The organism is Enterobacter cloacae complex sp. IR5441 (assembly GCF_049238215.1).
Lineage (GTDB): Bacteria > Pseudomonadota > Gammaproteobacteria > Enterobacterales > Enterobacteriaceae > Enterobacter > Enterobacter hormaechei_C.
This window is the reverse complement of sequence record NZ_JBMKIA010000049.1, coordinates 1-17,018: the sequence shown is the minus strand read 5'-3', so window position 1 is coordinate 17,018 and position 17,018 is coordinate 1. Positions and strand designations below refer to the sequence as shown.

Here is a 17,018-nt window from a genome sequence, read left to right as displayed (position 1 = left end):
TGATTGCCTGAGTCAGTCCGGAAGGACGTTCACTTTTCAGCAATGAACGGACCAGCACTGAAACCTGTACTTTGCCCAGCTTCAGGGAGCCAGCGGTCCGGATCATTTCGTCCCACTGAAGGACTATTTTTCGGGGATCTGATTGCCCTCTGGCAATATCATTCAGCACGCCATAGTCGGCATCATGGTCCATTCGCCAGAAAACCGAAGCACCGGCATCAGCCAGGCGTGGAGAAAACTGGTATCCCAGCAGCCAGAAAAGGCCAAAGACAAGTTCGCTGGCACCTGCTGTATCGGTCATAATTTCGGTTGGATTCAGCCCGGTCTCCTGTTCCAGAAGACCTTCCAGCACAAAGATAGAGTCCCTCAGCGTCCCCGGTATAACGATGCCATGAAAGCCGGAATACTGATCGGACACAAAGTTGTACCAGGTGATCCCTCTGTTATTACCAAAGTATTTGCGGTTCGGTCCGGCATTGATTGTTCTGACTGGCGTAACAAAGCGCATTCCATCTGCAGATGCCACTTCTCCTCCACCCCATATCTGTGCCAGTGGCAGCGTTGCCTGAAAATCAACCAGTCTGGCATTAGCGCTGGTGATAGTTTCAGCCCGCAGATAGTTCGCTTTTGTCCAGTTCAGCCGGTGTCGGGTCAGTGCAGGAACATTTGATCTGATCAGTGGTTCCAGACCGATATTGCAGGCTTCAGCCATCAGCACGGCGCTGATGCTGACGGGCAGATCATCAACTCTGGCACTGGCTTCACTAGCATGGAAAAACTCATCAGCAAATCCGGTATGGGCGTTAATTTCGAGCAGCAACTCCGTTAAATCCACCGGAGGGAGTAGATCACTGATCATTTTGCTCAGTCGTTTCAGACTGTCCGGCTCATCAAGACTGGCGAGGGGAGAAATTGTCAACCGGGGCTTCGGGCCAGAAACATCGAGTTCGACAGCCTCATTTTCGCAAAGACGTGCAGCAACCTGTCTGTAACGACTATCAAGCTGATGACCCAGAGATTTTATTGCTTCCTGCGGGTCTGTCGGGTGCCCCAAAGAACGATAAACCTTAATCCGGTTTGCCTGCCAGTCAGCACCCTGTAGTAATCTTGCACGAGGATCTCCCCACCGGTTACTGCCGGTAACGTAGACATCCCTCCGCCTCAGACTATCCTGCAGTTTACTGAGAAAGCAGAGCGTGTATCCCCTGCGGGTGATATGTTTTTCCTTGTTAATCACCAGCCGTTTCCATGACCGACTGATAATTTCCGTTGGTGCGTCGTCAAAAAACTGCCGCCGTGAGCTGAACTCCCGGCTGAGGTAGTCACAGGCATTCAGAGTGGTAACCCCGGCAGGTGCGGATGAAAATTTAACGGTATTCAGCAGATGGGGCAGGAAACGACGAACGCGCCCGTACTGCTCCACCATTTCTTCATGAAAATTATCGTCTGAGGGCCGGGCAATTTCACGGACAAGCGTGATGATTTCAGCCAGCTTTTGCCTTGGGATGTAGCTGAACACCTCAGCACGAATCGATTCGTCCGGTGTTTCTTCTTTCAGCAGGTACGAACATGCGCTGGCGAGCGCCAATGCAGATTTATCCAGATCCTTCAGCGAGCGGAGCCGTTTTTTCTGCCCAATCTTTCTGGCGTCACGGATGATAACGGCCAGCATGGCGTCCAGAACGTCCAATGCATCATCCAGCGCCAGCGTTTCCCATGCAAGGACAAAGGCAACCAGAACCGCCATCCTTTTCTGCGGTGACATCCTGGCAATATTGAACACCGAAGTCATACCAGCATAACGTGCGAGATTTTTCAGGCGCACAGCCGGGAGTGTACTCAGGTTTTCAGCATGCAGGCCAAAATCGTTCAGAGTTTTCCAGCGTTCAATTGCTTCATTAAACGCCGGACCACTGATGGTCACAGGGCCCTTTTTCAGTGATTCCAGTAAAGACAGGCGGCTGCAATCAGTTGGCCCCAGCAGCATCTCCAGCTGTGAACGCTGTTCGGCTGACGGTATCAGTGCCAGTTTGTTCCACAGGCGCAACGTCGCCTTTTCCCTTACCTCTGAAATCAACCGGGTCAGCGTAGTGGCTCCGGGGAGAATAATACGATGTTGCATAAGCCACCCTGTCGCCAGATCGAAAAGCAGGCCAGGACGTTCGTTGCTTATCCAGCTCCGGGTATATAAAAGACGGGTAAGGCGAAATGTCCAGGGCCAGGCAAATTCACGATACTGATAGTGCTGACGTATCAGCGCTGCATGCTCACGGCGGGTATTTTCCCTCTGACCGTATTCTGCAAGAACGGTGATATCACGAATCCCGAGCTGTCTGGCGGTAAAATGCCGGACGCCGGAAGGAATATGATTCATATCGGTGAGGAAGGTGCCCAGAAAACGGACACATCCAATTTGCAGGGCAATGCCCAGACGGTTGTGATCACCTCTGCTTTTTCCGATAAATTCCTTGTCTGCTTCATCAAGGTGAAAATATCGTGCCAGCTGAAGCTCATCCGGTTCACCGGTGAATCTGCCATAGCTTTCAGTCTGCTCAGTGGTCAGAAAGTCAACGGGCATATCGGCCTCCCTGCCTGACGGGCATTTAGTAACATTTTTCCAACCGTACGAAATGTTATAAATTATCGGACATCGTAAAACTGTTACATTAATATGTCTATTAAATCGTAAATTTGTAATAATAGACATGAGTTGTCCGATATTCGATTTAAGGTACATTTTTATGCGACTTTTTGGTTACGCTCGGGTCTCAACCAGTCAGCAGTCTCTTGATCTTCAGGTCAGAGCACTCAAAGACGCAGGTGTGAAAGCAAACCGTATATTTACCGATAAGGCATCCGGCAGTTCAACAGACCGGGAAGGGCTGGATTTGCTGAGGATGAAGGTGGAGGAAGGTGATGTCATTCTGGTTAAGAAGCTCGACCGTCTTGGCCGCGACACTGCCGATATGATCCAACTGATAAAGGAATTTGACGCTCAGGGCGTGGCAGTCCGGTTCATTGATGACGGGATCAGTACCGACGGTGATATGGGGCAAATGGTGGTCACCATCCTGTCGGCTGTGGCACAGGCTGAACGCCGGAGGATCCTAGAACGCACGAATGAGGGCCGACAGGAAGCAAAGCTGAAAGGAATCAAATTTGGCCGCAGGCGTACCGTGGACAGGAACGTCGTGCTGACGCTTCATCAGAAGGGCACTGGTGCAACGGAAATTGCTCATCAGCTCAGTATTGCCCGCTCCACGGTTTATAAAATTCTTGAAGACGAAAGGGCCTCGTGATACGCCTATTTTTATAGGTTAATGTCATGATAATAATGGTTTCTTAGACGTCAGGTGGCACTTTTCGGGGAAATGTGCGCGGAACCCCTATTTGTTTATTTTTCTAAATACATTCAAATATGTATCCGCTCATGAGACAATAACCCTGGTAAATGCTTCAATAATATTGAAAAAGGAAGAGTATGAGTATTCAACATTTTCGTGTCGCCCTTATTCCCTTTTTTGCGGCATTTTGCCTTCCTGTTTTTGCTCACCCAGAAACGCTGGTGAAAGTAAAAGATGCTGAAGATCAGTTGGGTGCACGAGTGGGTTACATCGAACTGGATCTCAACAGCGGTAAGATCCTTGAGAGTTTTCGCCCCGAAGAACGTTTTCCAATGATGAGCACTTTTAAAGTTCTGCTATGTGGTGCGGTATTATCCCGTGTTGACGCCGGGCAAGAGCAACTCGGTCGCCGCATACACTATTCTCAGAATGACTTGGTTGAGTACTCACCAGTCACAGAAAAGCATCTTACGGATGGCATGACAGTAAGAGAATTATGCAGTGCTGCCATAACCATGAGTGATAACACTGCTGCCAACTTACTTCTGACAACGATCGGAGGACCGAAGGAGCTAACCGCTTTTTTGCACAACATGGGGGATCATGTAACTCGCCTTGATCGTTGGGAACCGGAGCTGAATGAAGCCATACCAAACGACGAGCGTGACACCACGATGCCTGCAGCAATGGCAACAACGTTGCGCAAACTATTAACTGGCGAACTACTTACTCTAGCTTCCCGGCAACAATTAATAGACTGGATGGAGGCGGATAAAGTTGCAGGACCACTTCTGCGCTCGGCCCTTCCGGCTGGCTGGTTTATTGCTGATAAATCTGGAGCCGGTGAGCGTGGGTCTCGCGGTATCATTGCAGCACTGGGGCCAGATGGTAAGCCCTCCCGTATCGTAGTTATCTACACGACGGGGAGTCAGGCAACTATGGATGAACGAAATAGACAGATCGCTGAGATAGGTGCCTCACTGATTAAGCATTGGTAACTGTCAGACCAAGTTTACTCATACTGAAATAATTGGGGGGTGATTACCACCGTAAATTTTTCCCAGACGGTAAAAAGAATTACAGACTTTTATCAACTAAAAAAGTGGCCTGAATATCAGCACTACCGTCAATACCATTTCAGTAAATCAGGATAGGGAAAAATTGGCAAACCCAGTTCTTCACTTGCTCTGCGGGTTCTGTCACCCTGACGTCATACGGTAATCCCCCCCAATTCATTAATCGACAAGGTCATCCTGATGAAACAAATTACCATGAGCGATATGCAGCAACAGAGCGCAGCGGCTGTGCAATCGCCTCGGCTCCGCGCGCACCGTAATTTCCATCCAGAATTAAGCGATTCGGTCCAACGTCTGGCTATTGCCATGGAACCTGGGACCTACGTGCGCCCGCACCGACACCCTCACACCTTCGAGCTACTGTTGCCATTAAGGGGTCGTTTCGTGGTGCTGAATTTTGACGATCGGGGTACCGTCACCCATCGGGCGATATTGGGGGAAACCTGTACGGTGCTGGAGATGGCCGCAGGAACCTGGCATGCCGTGCTGTCGCTGGATACCGGTGGCATAATTTTTGAAGTAAAACACGGTGGCTATCAACCCGTGGCTGCCGATGACTATGCGCACTGGGCTCCAGCGGAAGGAGAACCAGGAACCACGGAGCTTATGGCCTGGTATGCGCAAGCGCAGGTGGGCGACAGCACTTTTGCCGTCTAAGGCGATAAACAAAAACGGAATGAGTTTCCCCATTCCGTTTCCGCTATTACAAACCGTCGGTGACGATTTTAGCCGCCGACGCTAATACATCGCGACGGCTTTCTGCCTTAGGTTGAGGCTGGGTGAAGTAAGTGACCAGAATCAGCGGCGCACGATCTTTTGGCCAGATCACCGCGATATCGTTGGTGGTGCCATAGTCACCGCTGCCGGTTTTATCCCCCACAACCCAGGAAGCAGGCAGTCCAGCCTGAATGCTCGCTGCACCGGTGGTATTGCCTTTCATCCATGTCACCAGCTGCGCCCGTTGGCTGTCGCCCAATGCTTTACCCAGCGTCAGATTCCGCAGAGTTTGCGCCATTGCCCGAGGTGAAGTGGTATCACGCGGATCGCCCGGAATGGCGGTGTTTAACGTCGGCTCGGTACGGTCGAGACGGAACGTTTCGTCTCCCAGCTGTCGGGCGAACGCGGTGACGCTAGCCGGGCCGCCAACGTGAGCAATCAGCTTATTCATCGCCACGTTATCGCTGTACTGTAGCGCGGCCGCGCTAAGCTCAGCCAGTGACATCGTCCCATTGACGTGCTTTTCCGCAATCGGATTATAGTTAACAAGGTCAGATTTTTTGATCTCAACTCGCTGATTTAACAGATTCGGTTCGCTTTCACTTTTCTTCAGCACCGCGGCCGCGGCCATCACTTTACTGGTGCTGCACATCGCAAAGCGCTCATCAGCACGATAAAGTATTTGCGAATTATCTGCTGTGTTAATCAATGCCACACCCAGTCTGCCTCCCGACTGCCGCTCTAATTCGGCAAGTTTTTGCTGTACGTCCGCCGTTTGCGCATACAGCGGCACACTTCCTAACAACAGCGTGACGGTTGCCGTCGCCATCAGCGTGAACTGGCGCAGTGATTTTTTAACCATGGGATTCCTTATTCTGGAAGAGACGAAATAACAACAACATGAATAGTCAATATTTTACCTGAAGCGAGCCACAACGCGTCCGATTTTATGCTTCCGAAAGGCAAATACGGACGTCGCCAGAATGAAACCTAAATTCCACGTGTGTTTTTTATTAGCTTCAAAAATCACTATTTCACGAAGAATTTAGACTGCTTCTCACACATTGTAACATTATTTACAACCACCTTTCAATCATTTTTGATAAATCATTGATTTCATCTTTGCTGCAATGATACTTAATAAACTCTGCAAGTTATCCACAGAGCAACACTCAATTTTATTGATGATATTCTTATTATACCAGACATTTTTCATACACTCCCTTGTACGGATAGTTTTCCGACAACTTCATGATTACATATCTTGCGGTTTTGATTATTTTTGCTGCAAGAAATACATACTTCAAACGAAAGGTCTTTATTTGCTGTCTGTATTCTGAAGAGTCCAAGGAATCAAACTTGAACAACAAAAATAGGTTATATGAAAGCATCATCATTTGAAACACGGCTTCATTCGCCCAAAATGACTTTAGCAAGAGATGACCCACCGCCATGTCGTATTTGGCTTCTTTGATATAGTTTTCAGCATTACCACGCTTTTCATAGTATATAACTACTTTTTCAGAAAGCAAGGTAGTATTTGTTACAAAGAAAAAGTAGTCGTATTCGGAACCTTCTAAAAGTGATAATTGTGCTCTTTCTTTTTCTGGTTTCAGTACGCGAGATACGACAAATCTTCTGTCTTTTTCCCATTTAACTAATTTTGTATACAGTTCTGTAGTTTCTCTACCTTCTTCTCCTTTAACGAATACAATTGATGAATTCGTTGCTTGTGAGGTGAGTGTAGAATAACTTTTGGCTTTAATTAAATATTTGCATCCAAGAGATTCTATCGTTTCGATAATTTTTTCATCAAAGTAGCCACTATCCATTCGAAATAAAATTTCTAAATCGTCTGATTTGATGTTAGCAACAATTTCTTTGATCATTTCCGCAGCACCGTTTGCAGTGTAAGTATTGCCACTTCTTACAAATCCGGTAACATATGCTTTTAATTCGTCGCAAAATGCAAATTGGATATTGTAGCATCGGTTTCCCAGTTTCTTAGGATTATATCCTTTTGACGCACCTTCTTGATGACCTTCTACGTTAATTACACTACTATCAATATCAATCGTAATGGATGTCAATTTACTTTTAGTGAGCAGTTTTTTAAAGACTTTAAAATTAATGTCTCTAAACATTTGGGTTGTCTTGAAGTTGAAGTTTCCTAGAAACCGTGACACTGTTTCAGGTTCTTTTACGGAAATATCAAACTCGTTGACGAGGGGATCATTTTGAAGTAGCTTTAGACGTTCTAACTTATCAATGCCAATGAAGTGACCGCAGAGCATGGTCTTTATATGATTCATCTTGATTTTATTTGTTGAGTCATTATCAAATACGAGGTCATTTTCAATAAAATCAAAAATCCCATTGCTTTTTGCATTCTCAAGGAGCAGAAAAAGACCTGCATTTGATGTTAGATTCTTAGCTTTGAAATCAATTTTATTAATCATAATTAGAACCCCTTTTTACTACTTTTCTTACTATTATTTTACCATATATCGAGTCATAAAAGCTGATAATTTAACATATTTTTGAGCACTTTTCTTTCACCCAATGGGTGAAAGCTGAATTTCGAAGGAATGCATATTTATCAAGGCTTTGATTATGCTTTTTGAAGTACTGACGTAGAATCTAGGTCATATATACTTTAGATTGATTTAAAACTTCATTTTTAATTTAAAAGGATCTAGGTGAAGATCCTTTTTGATAATCTCATGACCAAAATCCCTTAACGTGAGTTTTCGTTCCACTGAGCGTCAGACCCCGAACACGCTTTATATGCAGGAAGCGCTATCACATTTGCGCAGCGCTGGTGAGATCCCGGAAGACGAGCATATCTCACGCCTGTCGCCACTGATGTACGGTCATATCAACATGCTGGGACATTATACGTTCACGCTGCCGGAAAATATTCTGAAGGGAGAGTTGAGGCCATTAAATTTCAATTCAAACAATGAATTATTGCCTTAACGTGGTTTTTTACACGATTGAACCTCGAACCCCTATATCGGCTAAAGCACTCCGGTAGCTTGATTCACCCCACGGCCACGGCAGGATCTTGGCCGTCGCAAGCGCCAGGGGAAAATCTTCAGCTGCAAGCCTGAGTGATTTCATGTGCGTGTAATCCATCGCCCAGATGATTTTTGTGAAGAAGAACTCGCGCTCGTTCATGTCCGGGCGCGCGTCCTGGCCCTCCGTGCAAGTAATCGGCCTGAATTGGCAGTATCAGCGCGCGTAGTAAGTCATGGATCGCCGGTTGCGGCAGTCTGCGCGCCAGATTAATTACCCGGTCGAACTTCAGTTTATCCTGCTTGCGCTTGTCGGTCTGCTCCATCAGATTTCATGGCCCCCTTCTTCATGCTCATGCTCATGGGTGTGTTCTTTTCCGGTATGGCTCTGTTCCGCCTGAGACGTCTGCGGCATGGCGTAATCGTCGTAAATGCTGCTGTCAAAGTCGTAGTCTGATGCTTCGGCATAATGCTCGTAATCGGCATACTCCTGCGCGCTCCACTGCTGATCGTCGGCAGCAGCATAATCATGGGCCAGTTCTGCATCATTTTGCTGTGCTTCATGACGCCGCAGGCCAACGGAATCATCCATAGGGTTCTGCTTAAGATGAAAGGCGTCCTCTGCGTTGCTCACCGGCTGATAATCAGTGCCGGTTGTCATGTTATGTTCATCGGGTTTCTGGTTAAACGCCATGCTTTCCCCCGTGGCTTCTGGCAGACCTTTTTCAGCTGATCGGGTTTCTAAACTGGTATCGCGGCCAATATCCTTAAACCTGGCCTCAAGCCCAAAGAAACGGTCAATTTCTGCGGCCGTGGTTTTCGGGCTGTCGCGGCTCACGCTCGATGCCAAAGATTTTTTATCGTCGGTAAAAATTTCCACCTCATGACGCGCACGCGAAATACCAACATAAAAAACGTCCTTAGAAGTGGTAAGCGATTTGGTATCTATGTTGAACAACACGCGATCACAGGTAAGCCCCTGGGATTTGTGGACGGTGGTTGCATAAGCATAGGAAAGATAAGAAGCCTGTTTTTTGTCCAGCTCAACCGTGCGCCCTTTTTTGTCCTCAAGCGTCAGTTTTTCACCCTCCACGGTTTTCACCGTGAAGCGGTCGCCGTTGGCAACGTCCAGCGTTTTATCGTTACGCGTTACCATGACCTTATCGCCCGGCGCCAGTTCGGCGCTGACTGCCTGGTATACAGACAGCTTGGTGTGTGTACGCGGGCTGAAAGCGATCTGCTCACCGCTGCTGCTTTCAACCGTCAATTTGTTGCCCGGCCCGGTATCAAGAACCTGGTAAGACTCGCCCCGCTTCATACCATTTTTGTAATCCTGTTCGGGGATAATGATTTGCCCTTTACTGAAATAACGGCTGTCGCGGCGTTCCGCCTGTGTCGAATCCACGCGGTCAAGTAGCGTGAACGTTTCGCCGGTTCCGGCAAGCCCCAGATTGCCCCGGATGTAGTCATTGAGGGTTTTGCGTGAGGCGTTCGTACCAGAGATTATCAGGGTGGCATCCTGTTGTTCTGAGGACAGAGACAGGTAGCGATCGGCAAGTTGAGCGAGTCGGGGCGCTTCTTCCTTCAGTTCGTTCACGCCGGTGATATTTTTCAGGGCGCGCGCGGCATTACCTTCAGCGGCATACTTAACCGCCTCAAGCAAAACTTCATTCTTCTGTCGCTGAATGTCTTTCATGTAGCTGGTCTGCATACCTGCTTTAATCAGCTGCTCAAAAGGCTTACCGGCTTCTACCGCTTTCGTCTGTGACGTATCCCCCAGGAATACCGCGCGAGCGTTATGCTTCTCGATCACCTCCATCAGCTGTTTCATCTGCCGGGCGGGTATAACCCCGGCTTCATCAATGAATACGACTGATTTTTCATCCAGCTTTTTATCCTTCGCTTTGAGGAAGGCGGCAACGGTGCGGGCCGGTAATCCATCATCTTCAAGCGCTTTTTTCTGTGTCCCATAGGGGGCCAGCGCCGTGACCTTCAGCCCTTGTGACTCCAGCAGCTCTTTAGCGGCCATCGTCATATAGCTTTTACCGGTACCGGCGTAACCATGTGCGGCCACAAAACGATCTTTGCTCGTCACAATTTCTGTAACTGCGCGCATCTGCTCATTCTTGAGGGTTTTCCCGGCGAGCAGCTGGCCTGCAATCTCTGCGGTCAGCTGTCGCGGCATCTGCCCCCGGCCGCGTGATTCGATAGTCAGAATGGAACGCTCAAGGCGAATACCCTCCACGGTAGTGACGCGGTGGCTGGTCTTTTTAAGCCTGCCGTTTTTAATACCATCATCTACCGCAAAACGGGCTTTATCCGCACGCATCCCGCTATTCGTCAGCGAGTCGATCCACTCTTTGCGCGTCAGAGTTTCGGCCATAACTGAAGCACCGACCTTCAGCGTTGATTGATACCGGGCTTCGCCCTCGATGATGGCGCCCTTCTGTACCGCCTTCAGGTACGCTTTTTCAACATCGGCCATTGTGGCATGGCCCAGCACCTGCTTATTAGCGATCTGAATCAGCTTCTGGCGTTCAAAGCTGGCATCGCGCTCTGACAGCGACTTAACTGCAAACTGGATAGCCCGGTCAGCTTTAACCTCAGGGCTGGTAAAATCCGGGGCCATGTTGCGCGCAATATCAGCCTCCAGAGGTTTACCGTGTCCCTGCCATTCACGGTTATCAAAATCAATGCCTAGCGTTTTGGCGCGGCTGGCCCATTCCTGGTGAATTTCTTCACGGGAATGCTCTGTTTTCTTTTCACGCGTCGCCATCGAGACGCGGCTTTTCGTCTGAGCATCGGCGGTTTCCCGCGTCAGGCCCATTGCAGCGAGTCCCTTTTCAATTTGCTCCGACCGGCGGGAAAAAGCGCGAATCTGTTCGTCTGAAAAATGGGCCATATCGAACGTGTTATTTTTGCTGTTGTAACGCAGCTCATAACCGGCTTTGGTCAACTCCAGCGCCAGCTCCTGTTTGTAAACATCGCCCAGGTGCATTTTGTTACGCATCAGCTCATCATTTTTGAGCGCGCGCCACTGGCCGTCCTCGCGCTGGGTCATGTTCATGACAAAAGCGTGGGTGTGCAAATCAGGATCTAGCGCCCTGGACGTTTCGTGGCGAAAAGTAGCGACGACAAGGTTATTGGTATTCTGGGTTACTGATTTCCCCTGGCGAGTCGTCCGGGCCTGCGCGAGTTTTTCAGCTTCACGCACAGCAGCGGCAACAGCTTTTTCATGAGCCTCGATAATGGTTTTATCGCCGTGTATCAGCGCCTGCATGGATACCCCTTTAGGCGCTGAAAACGTCAGGTCGTAGCCCAGACGCTCTTTTTTGGCATCACCCACGTGTCGCTGCATATGCGTGAAGGTATCTATCTCTCCGACAAGCAGCTCTTTAAACCGGGCTGATTCAACGTCCCCGGATAAGCCGAGGGCTTCAGCTCCGGTTCCCTGCCAGGACGTGAATGATGAATCCTTACTGTAGTAATCATCCTTTGCATCAGAGTAGTAGCCCACAACGCTAGTGACGTTCTGGCGGGTAATCGTGGTTATATCAAGCATCAGATCTCCCTCAGTTCAATGCCAGGAACAGGGTTTTTGCGATGGTATTTAACGTGTTTAGCCTTGAACTTAGCGACGGGCATATCACCAGGCAACGCCAGATAGCCGGTGAGGTTTGGCAACATTGATATTTCGGTAGGCGTTACGGCACGAACAACTTTAACGTCGCGGCGTTTACGGACAATCCAGGGCTTCTGAGGATCGGATTCTTTACGCTCAACTTCGCCTTCTATCTCACCGAGTGAGCGCGACATTTGATCCAACGTTTCATCACCGAGACGGCTGCCGCCCAGCACGATGTTAGAACGCATGTTAGCCAGAATTGTCTGAGCCATATCCCGACCATAAACCTTAACCAGCTGAGAATAGGTTTGATAGCCAGCATAAACACACAGACCGCTTTTACGCCCTTTGGTCAGTGCATCGTTGAGGTTTGGCAGAAACTGGAGTGATTCCAGCTCGTCAATAAATACATTAATGCGGCTTTCTTTTTCACCCATACCCAGCACGATAGAAAAAATCGAATCCAGCCAGCAGGAAATTAGCGGATTAAGTGACCTTTTCATTTCTTCCTGCCAGGTGATAAACAGGGTTCCCGGCTTTCCATCATCAAGCCAGTCACGCAGGGAAAAATTACCTTCCGGCATTTTCAAATGTGGGGCAAGATTCTTACTGAGAACAAATCGCGCGCTTCCAACTGCTTTTTCAGACCCGGAAAAAATAGCTTCGGCAGGCGTCCCCATTAAAAATTCTTTTAATTTTTTCTGGTCAACGTTACAGGCCCAGTGAATAACTTCTTCCATAGTTACTGTGCTATATAGGCTGTGAAGTTTTTTCGAAACTTCACTAAAAATAAGACGGCCATAGCCGAACCATTCTTCAGTAGCCATATCAGGGCTTTCCTGAACAATAGAGTTCACTAAGCGCTCGTAATCATATGAACGGCGAATTTCATTGAAAAACACCCAGCCTTCAGTGCGTTTATCATAGGCGTTTAAAATAACATCGCCGGGACGATAGAAATTCTTTAAGAAGCCCCCATTTGGATCTAAAGCAATATTTTTGCCGCCTCTAATGATGCTCTTAAATAACAGTTCATTGAAAATTGTGGTTTTACCAGTACCGGTTGTACCGGCAATCGAAAAATGCAAGTTCTCAGCGTATGTAGGTATGGGGATATTAGCCACGGTTAACTGGTTGACACCTCTTTCGCGTGTTTTATCAGCGAGTGTTCTGGCGCGAACAAGCTCTGTACCACGATAAATCTTTTTGAATCTTTCGCCTTTAAACACGCGTGATTTATCATAAATGATAAAAGCGATCAGACCGCCAACACCAATAAACCAGCCAGCAATTAAAGCTGACCATAAAGGCCATAGCGAAAAAGTATTCTTAACCAGATACGGAATCAGGTATTTAGCCGTGGATGGATCAATACCGTAGGTAAATTTTGCAACTAGAAACCATACCATCACTGGAGGCAAAGTAATTGCAAATAAAAATGCTAAGCCTCTTTCTCTATCGTCCATTTCAGCGCTCCTTTTTTGGTTCCCAGACTTTGTAGCCGTTACGTTCAACCTCTGCTTTTGCCGCTTTGGTTTTGCCCGGTTCTGCTATCGAGCGCAGGAGGATTAGCGTTTCAATAGCGAGTGATTCATGCAACATCATCTGTCCTGCCGGTGGGAATTTTACGCCAGATAGCGTTTCGGTTATTGCCTTCAGCTCATCGCGCAGTGGGCCAAAATCCGCATCTGAAGCACGGTCAAAAAGATAATCCAGTTTGCGATTTACGTCGCTCAGCCGGTCGGCAACTATTTTCAACCCGGACTCCCGATCACCTGGGCCAGCTTCAATGCAGCGCCGCAGATAATCTGACCGATTACCTCCTGAAACCAGGTCTATATAGGCCAAAAGTTCATCTGATACTTTTGCGGTTATTATTGGCATTCAGTCCTCACATTGTGCATTTTTTAAACAAAAAATTGGGATCTAACAAGCTGAAATCTTAGTATTACCAAAGTAATAAAGCAAACTCATTATAAAACAATGAGTTATTGGGTGTTTTTAATACCTAATTATTACCGAATATTGTTGCTATTTATTTTTTTATCTTTTAAATCAGTATGATAGCGTGATTTATCGCGCTGCGTTAGGTGTATAGCAGGTTAAGGGATAAAAAATCATCTTTTTTGGTAGGGGCGATCTACGTAGGTTAAGGACTAACTGGCTAAAAAGCGTTCAATATTCCGTATTCATGCTTGCATGAATACCAGTACAACAAAAGTACATCAAAATTACATCAAAATTACATCACTTGAAGGTTGACAGTACAACAAAATTACATCATTCTTTGGTCATGAGGTAGCCAGTACAACAAAAGTACATCAAAAGTACATCAAAATTACATCAAAATTACATCATTCTAAATGAGGGTACTATGAAGCCCAAAAGTATCAGGGCGGCACTTCAGTTGATGTTGCCGGAAATAGAAGAAATGCTGTCACTGGGAGTTTCCAGGGAGGAAATTTATAAGGCAGTTTCTGAACGCTTCGGCCTGGAAGGTGTGAACGTTCGTAGCTTTGATACGTCCCTATATAGAGCGCGGCAAATCCGGAAAAATGGAATGCACAATACACATGAAAGGATGCCGAACAATGATGATAGTGTATTGCACAATACACAAAAAGGAGGTAGCGAGAAAGGTGCAGAGGAAAGTGTATTGCACAATACACAAACGCCGCCTGAGCCTGAACCGCAAGGAAGTGAAAAAAAAGAAAGTCCCGGCATTATTGATAAAGAGTTCTTCAATAAAATCAGTGAAGATTTCGACCCTAAGATGTTCAATAAAAAATTCTGAGGTGATTTATGAAAGTAGCGGTAATTAATTACAGTGGCAGCGTTGGTAAAACCTTAATTTCATCCTACCTGTTAGCCCCGCGTCTGACTGGAGCAAAATTCTATGCGGTTGAAACTATCAACCAGTCTGCTTCCGATCTGGGGATTGAGAATGTTTCCATTTTTAAAGGTGATGACTTTTCACGGTTGATTGAAGATATTGTTTTTGAAGATGCCGGGATTATTGATATTGGTGCGTCAAACGTAGAAGCGTTCCTGATGGCAATGTCCCGCTTTGACAGTGGCGCGAATGAATTTGATAAGTATGTAATCCCGGTTACGCCTGATAATAAGGCCATTGATGAAAGCCTGAAAACAGCACATACGTTAAGTAAGGCAGGTGTAAGCAGCGATAAAATCATCTTTGTTCCAAACCGCATTAGTCCAGATAGTGAAGTAGAGGATGTACTGGCGCCGGTATTTGAATTTGTCAAACGAACGAAAGTTGGCAAAATCAGCAAGAAATCTGTTATTTATAACAGTGAAGTTTTCGAATATCTCGCGTATCACCGTATCTCATTCGAAGCATTGACCGCTGAAGATCCAGAAGAATTTAAAGCCCGCGCTAAACAAACAACGGATGCTGACGAGCGCAAAAAACTGGCCCGCCGTTATACCTACATGAAACAGGCAATTCCTGTTAAAGCTAATCTCGATAAAGCATATGCGGCTTTAATGGGAGAATAAAATGGAAAAGCAGCCAGATAAATTTGAAGTTCTGATGGATTGGTTTTTAGGTGACGCGAAGGAAATCACCGCAAGTCAGAAAGAAATGACTGAGATACTTTCTGCGCTTTCGGAAAAGCTGGCAAAAGACACCGAAAGTTTAGGAGAGACGGCAGACTCTCTTAAACGGACTTTAGTAGAAAACCAGCGTTCAATTAGCCTGGCAATTAGTGATGATGCTAAGGCGCGTGAGGAATTTCTGACGAAGTTCCGCCGCGCGCAGGCGTCCAGAGCTGAGACGTTAACCCGTCAGATCCTTTTTATTACAGCTGGCTGCACTATTGTGGGCGCCGCCGTGGGTGCCGCGATAGCCATAATTCTACTGAGATAATGTAAACCGGGCATGTCCCGGTTTTTTTTCAAGCGAAGCGCGGAGGCCGCAGGCCGGAGGCATTAGTGGCCGCCGCCCGAAGGGGCGAGACGCGTAGCGGCTCGATGCGCAGCACGGCAGAACGGCCCCGCAGGGGTAATGCCCGGTTTAATTCAACGTGACAGTCACGTGGAGGAAAAATATGAATGACCGACAGCGTGAACAAGCCCGTATTCGCCAGGCCCGGCGCCGCGCGCGACTCAAAGAGGAAGGCGCTAGCGTGACAGTCACGCTAACAAAACAGGAAGAAGCAATGTTACAGGAGCTTTGCCGGGTTCGTCGTCCAGGACGAACAGCCTATTCCACGAATGAGTTTTTCCAACTGCTGCTGATCCGAAACTGGCAACAGTGGCAGGAGCAAAAGGCGCAGCTGGGGAAATGCCAGGCTTGCGGAAAGCTGAAAGCGGAGGGAGGTTGCGGCGGCGAACGGCAGAGCGAAACCTTTAACTGCTGGCTAGCCGTCGAAGCAAACGAGCTTAATGTGTAGTGTATTGTGCTATACAGAAATTGCCAAAAGCAGCGCGGAGTAATAACTGAAACGGCCGCGCAGCGGAAAGAAAAAAGCCCGGTCAATCCGGGTTTTTTTCTTTCGGCGGCTCAGTAATCGTCTAGATCTCCGCAGCCCAGCGGGCAACAATTACGCTCAATACCGTGGCTGCAATAATCGTTTTCCCGATCCTGCCGGATTTCTTCCGCGATCTCGTCTTGGGTCAGATAGTCAAATTCACGCCGCGCTACCGCGATCAGTTCTTCCCGATACTCGGCCGGAACGCCAGCAAGATAGCCGTCAATAACCGCGCTCAGGCGGCGCTGATACAGTTCATAAATCAGGCCGCAGCGGGGCTGCTGTTCGCGCGCAAAACTCTCACACTGGCGACGAAAATCTTCAAGAGTCTGCTCAAGGGTTTGTGTGGTCATGTCGTTTGTCCTCGATCTTTCTGTTAAAGACCCGGCTTGGCCGGGTCGTCAGTGCTATTTAGTTTGTTGCAGCAGCTGGTCTAATTTTGCCGCCAGTGCATACGTCGATGTGAAAGCGCCTTGCAGGCGCTGATTAGGCAGCTGGTTGAACGCTTCGAGGCAGGCGCGCAGCAATAATTCTTTCTGAGATTCGACTTCTTTTTTCAGCTGGGAAGGGGTGGTAACAGTGGTCATGCTTACTCCTTAGTGATCCGATACCGGCAATTTTTCGGGTGGCGGTATTGCCTCCCGATGATTTAATTATCGGTGATTACGCCTTTAAAGTCAATACAAGTACGGAATTTATTTACATGTTTTTATGCCCGTCAGGGCATGGAAGGCGACCGCGCCGGA

Annotated in this window: 16 protein-coding genes and 1 pseudogene; 8 read left to right on the top strand and 9 right to left on the bottom strand. The window is 47.7% G+C overall.

The annotated features are described in order from the left end of the window. Positions 1-2,578: Tn3-like element Tn3 family transposase (locus tag ACOTX5_RS24635; protein WP_174784606.1), on the bottom strand; the 2,578-nt coding region annotated here is incomplete at its 3' end. A gap of 163 nt (positions 2,579-2,741) precedes the next feature. Between ACOTX5_RS24635 and ACOTX5_RS24630 the strand changes: the two genes are divergently transcribed. The 3 genes from ACOTX5_RS24630 (at position 2,742) to ACOTX5_RS24620 (ending at position 5,077) form a co-directional block, all read left to right on the top strand. After that, complete coding sequence (locus ACOTX5_RS24630) at positions 2,742-3,299, top strand: recombinase family protein (RefSeq protein WP_001235713.1); 558 nt, start codon at positions 2,742-2,744, stop codon at positions 3,297-3,299. Between the two features lie 182 nt (positions 3,300-3,481). Further along, entirely contained in the window at positions 3,482-4,342 is an 861-nt protein-coding gene (locus tag ACOTX5_RS24625; protein ID WP_000027057.1) for a broad-spectrum class A beta-lactamase TEM-1, read from the top strand. Between the two features lie 258 nt (positions 4,343-4,600). Next, entirely contained in the window at positions 4,601-5,077 is a 477-nt protein-coding gene (locus tag ACOTX5_RS24620; protein ID WP_013023839.1) for a WbuC family cupin fold metalloprotein, read from the top strand. A gap of 46 nt (positions 5,078-5,123) precedes the next feature. On the opposite strand, the gene ACOTX5_RS24615 is transcribed toward ACOTX5_RS24620, so the two are convergent. Further along, entirely contained in the window at positions 5,124-5,999 is an 876-nt protein-coding gene (locus ACOTX5_RS24615; protein ID WP_011091028.1) for an extended-spectrum class A beta-lactamase CTX-M-3, read from the bottom strand. Positions 6,000-6,333: 334 nt separating this feature from the next. After that, on the bottom strand, positions 6,334-7,596 hold the full coding sequence (locus ACOTX5_RS24610) for an IS1380-like element ISEcp1 family transposase (RefSeq protein WP_000608644.1): 1,263 nt from the start codon (positions 7,594-7,596) through the stop codon (positions 6,334-6,336). 316 nt (positions 7,597-7,912) lie between these two features. Here ACOTX5_RS24610 and ACOTX5_RS24605 point away from each other — a divergent pair. Then, positions 7,913-8,116, top strand: a pseudogene (locus ACOTX5_RS24605) (Tn3 family transposase); the annotation flags it as partial. A 9-nt stretch (positions 8,117-8,125) separates the two neighbouring features. Here the strand turns inward: ACOTX5_RS24605 and ACOTX5_RS24600 are convergent. The 4 genes from ACOTX5_RS24600 to ACOTX5_RS24585 form a co-directional block, all read right to left on the bottom strand. After that, positions 8,126-8,317, bottom strand: coding sequence for a hypothetical protein (locus tag ACOTX5_RS24600; protein WP_232795512.1), 192 nt, complete (start codon positions 8,315-8,317; stop codon positions 8,126-8,128). Between the two features lie 162 nt (positions 8,318-8,479). Next, entirely contained in the window at positions 8,480-11,716 is a 3,237-nt protein-coding gene (gene mobF / locus ACOTX5_RS24595; protein WP_012561166.1) for a MobF family relaxase, read from the bottom strand. Then, on the bottom strand, positions 11,716-13,245 hold the full coding sequence (locus ACOTX5_RS24590; RefSeq protein WP_000342688.1) for a type IV secretion system DNA-binding domain-containing protein: 1,530 nt from the start codon (positions 13,243-13,245) through the stop codon (positions 11,716-11,718). Before ACOTX5_RS24590 ends, mobF begins: the two co-directional genes overlap by 1 nt. Before the next feature lies 1 nt (position 13,246). After that, on the bottom strand, positions 13,247-13,663 hold the full coding sequence (locus tag ACOTX5_RS24585) for a hypothetical protein (protein WP_001749975.1): 417 nt from the start codon (positions 13,661-13,663) through the stop codon (positions 13,247-13,249). 490 nt (positions 13,664-14,153) lie between these two features. On the opposite strand from ACOTX5_RS24585, the gene stbA reads away from it, so the two are divergent. The 4 genes from stbA (at position 14,154) to ACOTX5_RS24565 (ending at position 16,194) form a co-directional block, all read left to right on the top strand. Beyond that, positions 14,154-14,573 (top strand): plasmid stabilization protein StbA, encoded by a 420-nt coding sequence (stbA, locus tag ACOTX5_RS24580; protein ID WP_001749974.1) that lies wholly within the window; start codon positions 14,154-14,156, stop codon positions 14,571-14,573. 8 nt (positions 14,574-14,581) lie between these two features. Then, entirely contained in the window at positions 14,582-15,298 is a 717-nt protein-coding gene (gene stbB, locus ACOTX5_RS24575; RefSeq protein WP_001749973.1) for a StbB family protein, read from the top strand. A gap of 1 nt (position 15,299) precedes the next feature. Next, positions 15,300-15,668, top strand: a complete 369-nt coding sequence (gene stbC, locus ACOTX5_RS24570) for a plasmid stabilization protein StbC (RefSeq protein WP_000414913.1) — start codon at positions 15,300-15,302, stop codon at positions 15,666-15,668. Between the two features lie 181 nt (positions 15,669-15,849). Next, positions 15,850-16,194, top strand: coding sequence for a hypothetical protein (locus tag ACOTX5_RS24565; protein ID WP_000999874.1), 345 nt, complete (start codon positions 15,850-15,852; stop codon positions 16,192-16,194). Between the two features lie 110 nt (positions 16,195-16,304). Here the strand turns inward: ACOTX5_RS24565 and ccgAII are convergent, their stop codons facing one another. After that, a complete protein-coding gene (gene ccgAII / locus ACOTX5_RS24560; protein WP_001749971.1) occupies positions 16,305-16,625 on the bottom strand; it encodes a protein CcgAII in 321 nt (106 codons plus the stop codon). A 54-nt stretch (positions 16,626-16,679) separates the two neighbouring features. Next, positions 16,680-16,859 (bottom strand): protein CcgAI, encoded by a 180-nt coding sequence (ccgAI, locus tag ACOTX5_RS24555; protein ID WP_000214483.1) that lies wholly within the window; start codon positions 16,857-16,859, stop codon positions 16,680-16,682. Positions 16,860-17,018: the final 159 nt, after the last annotated feature.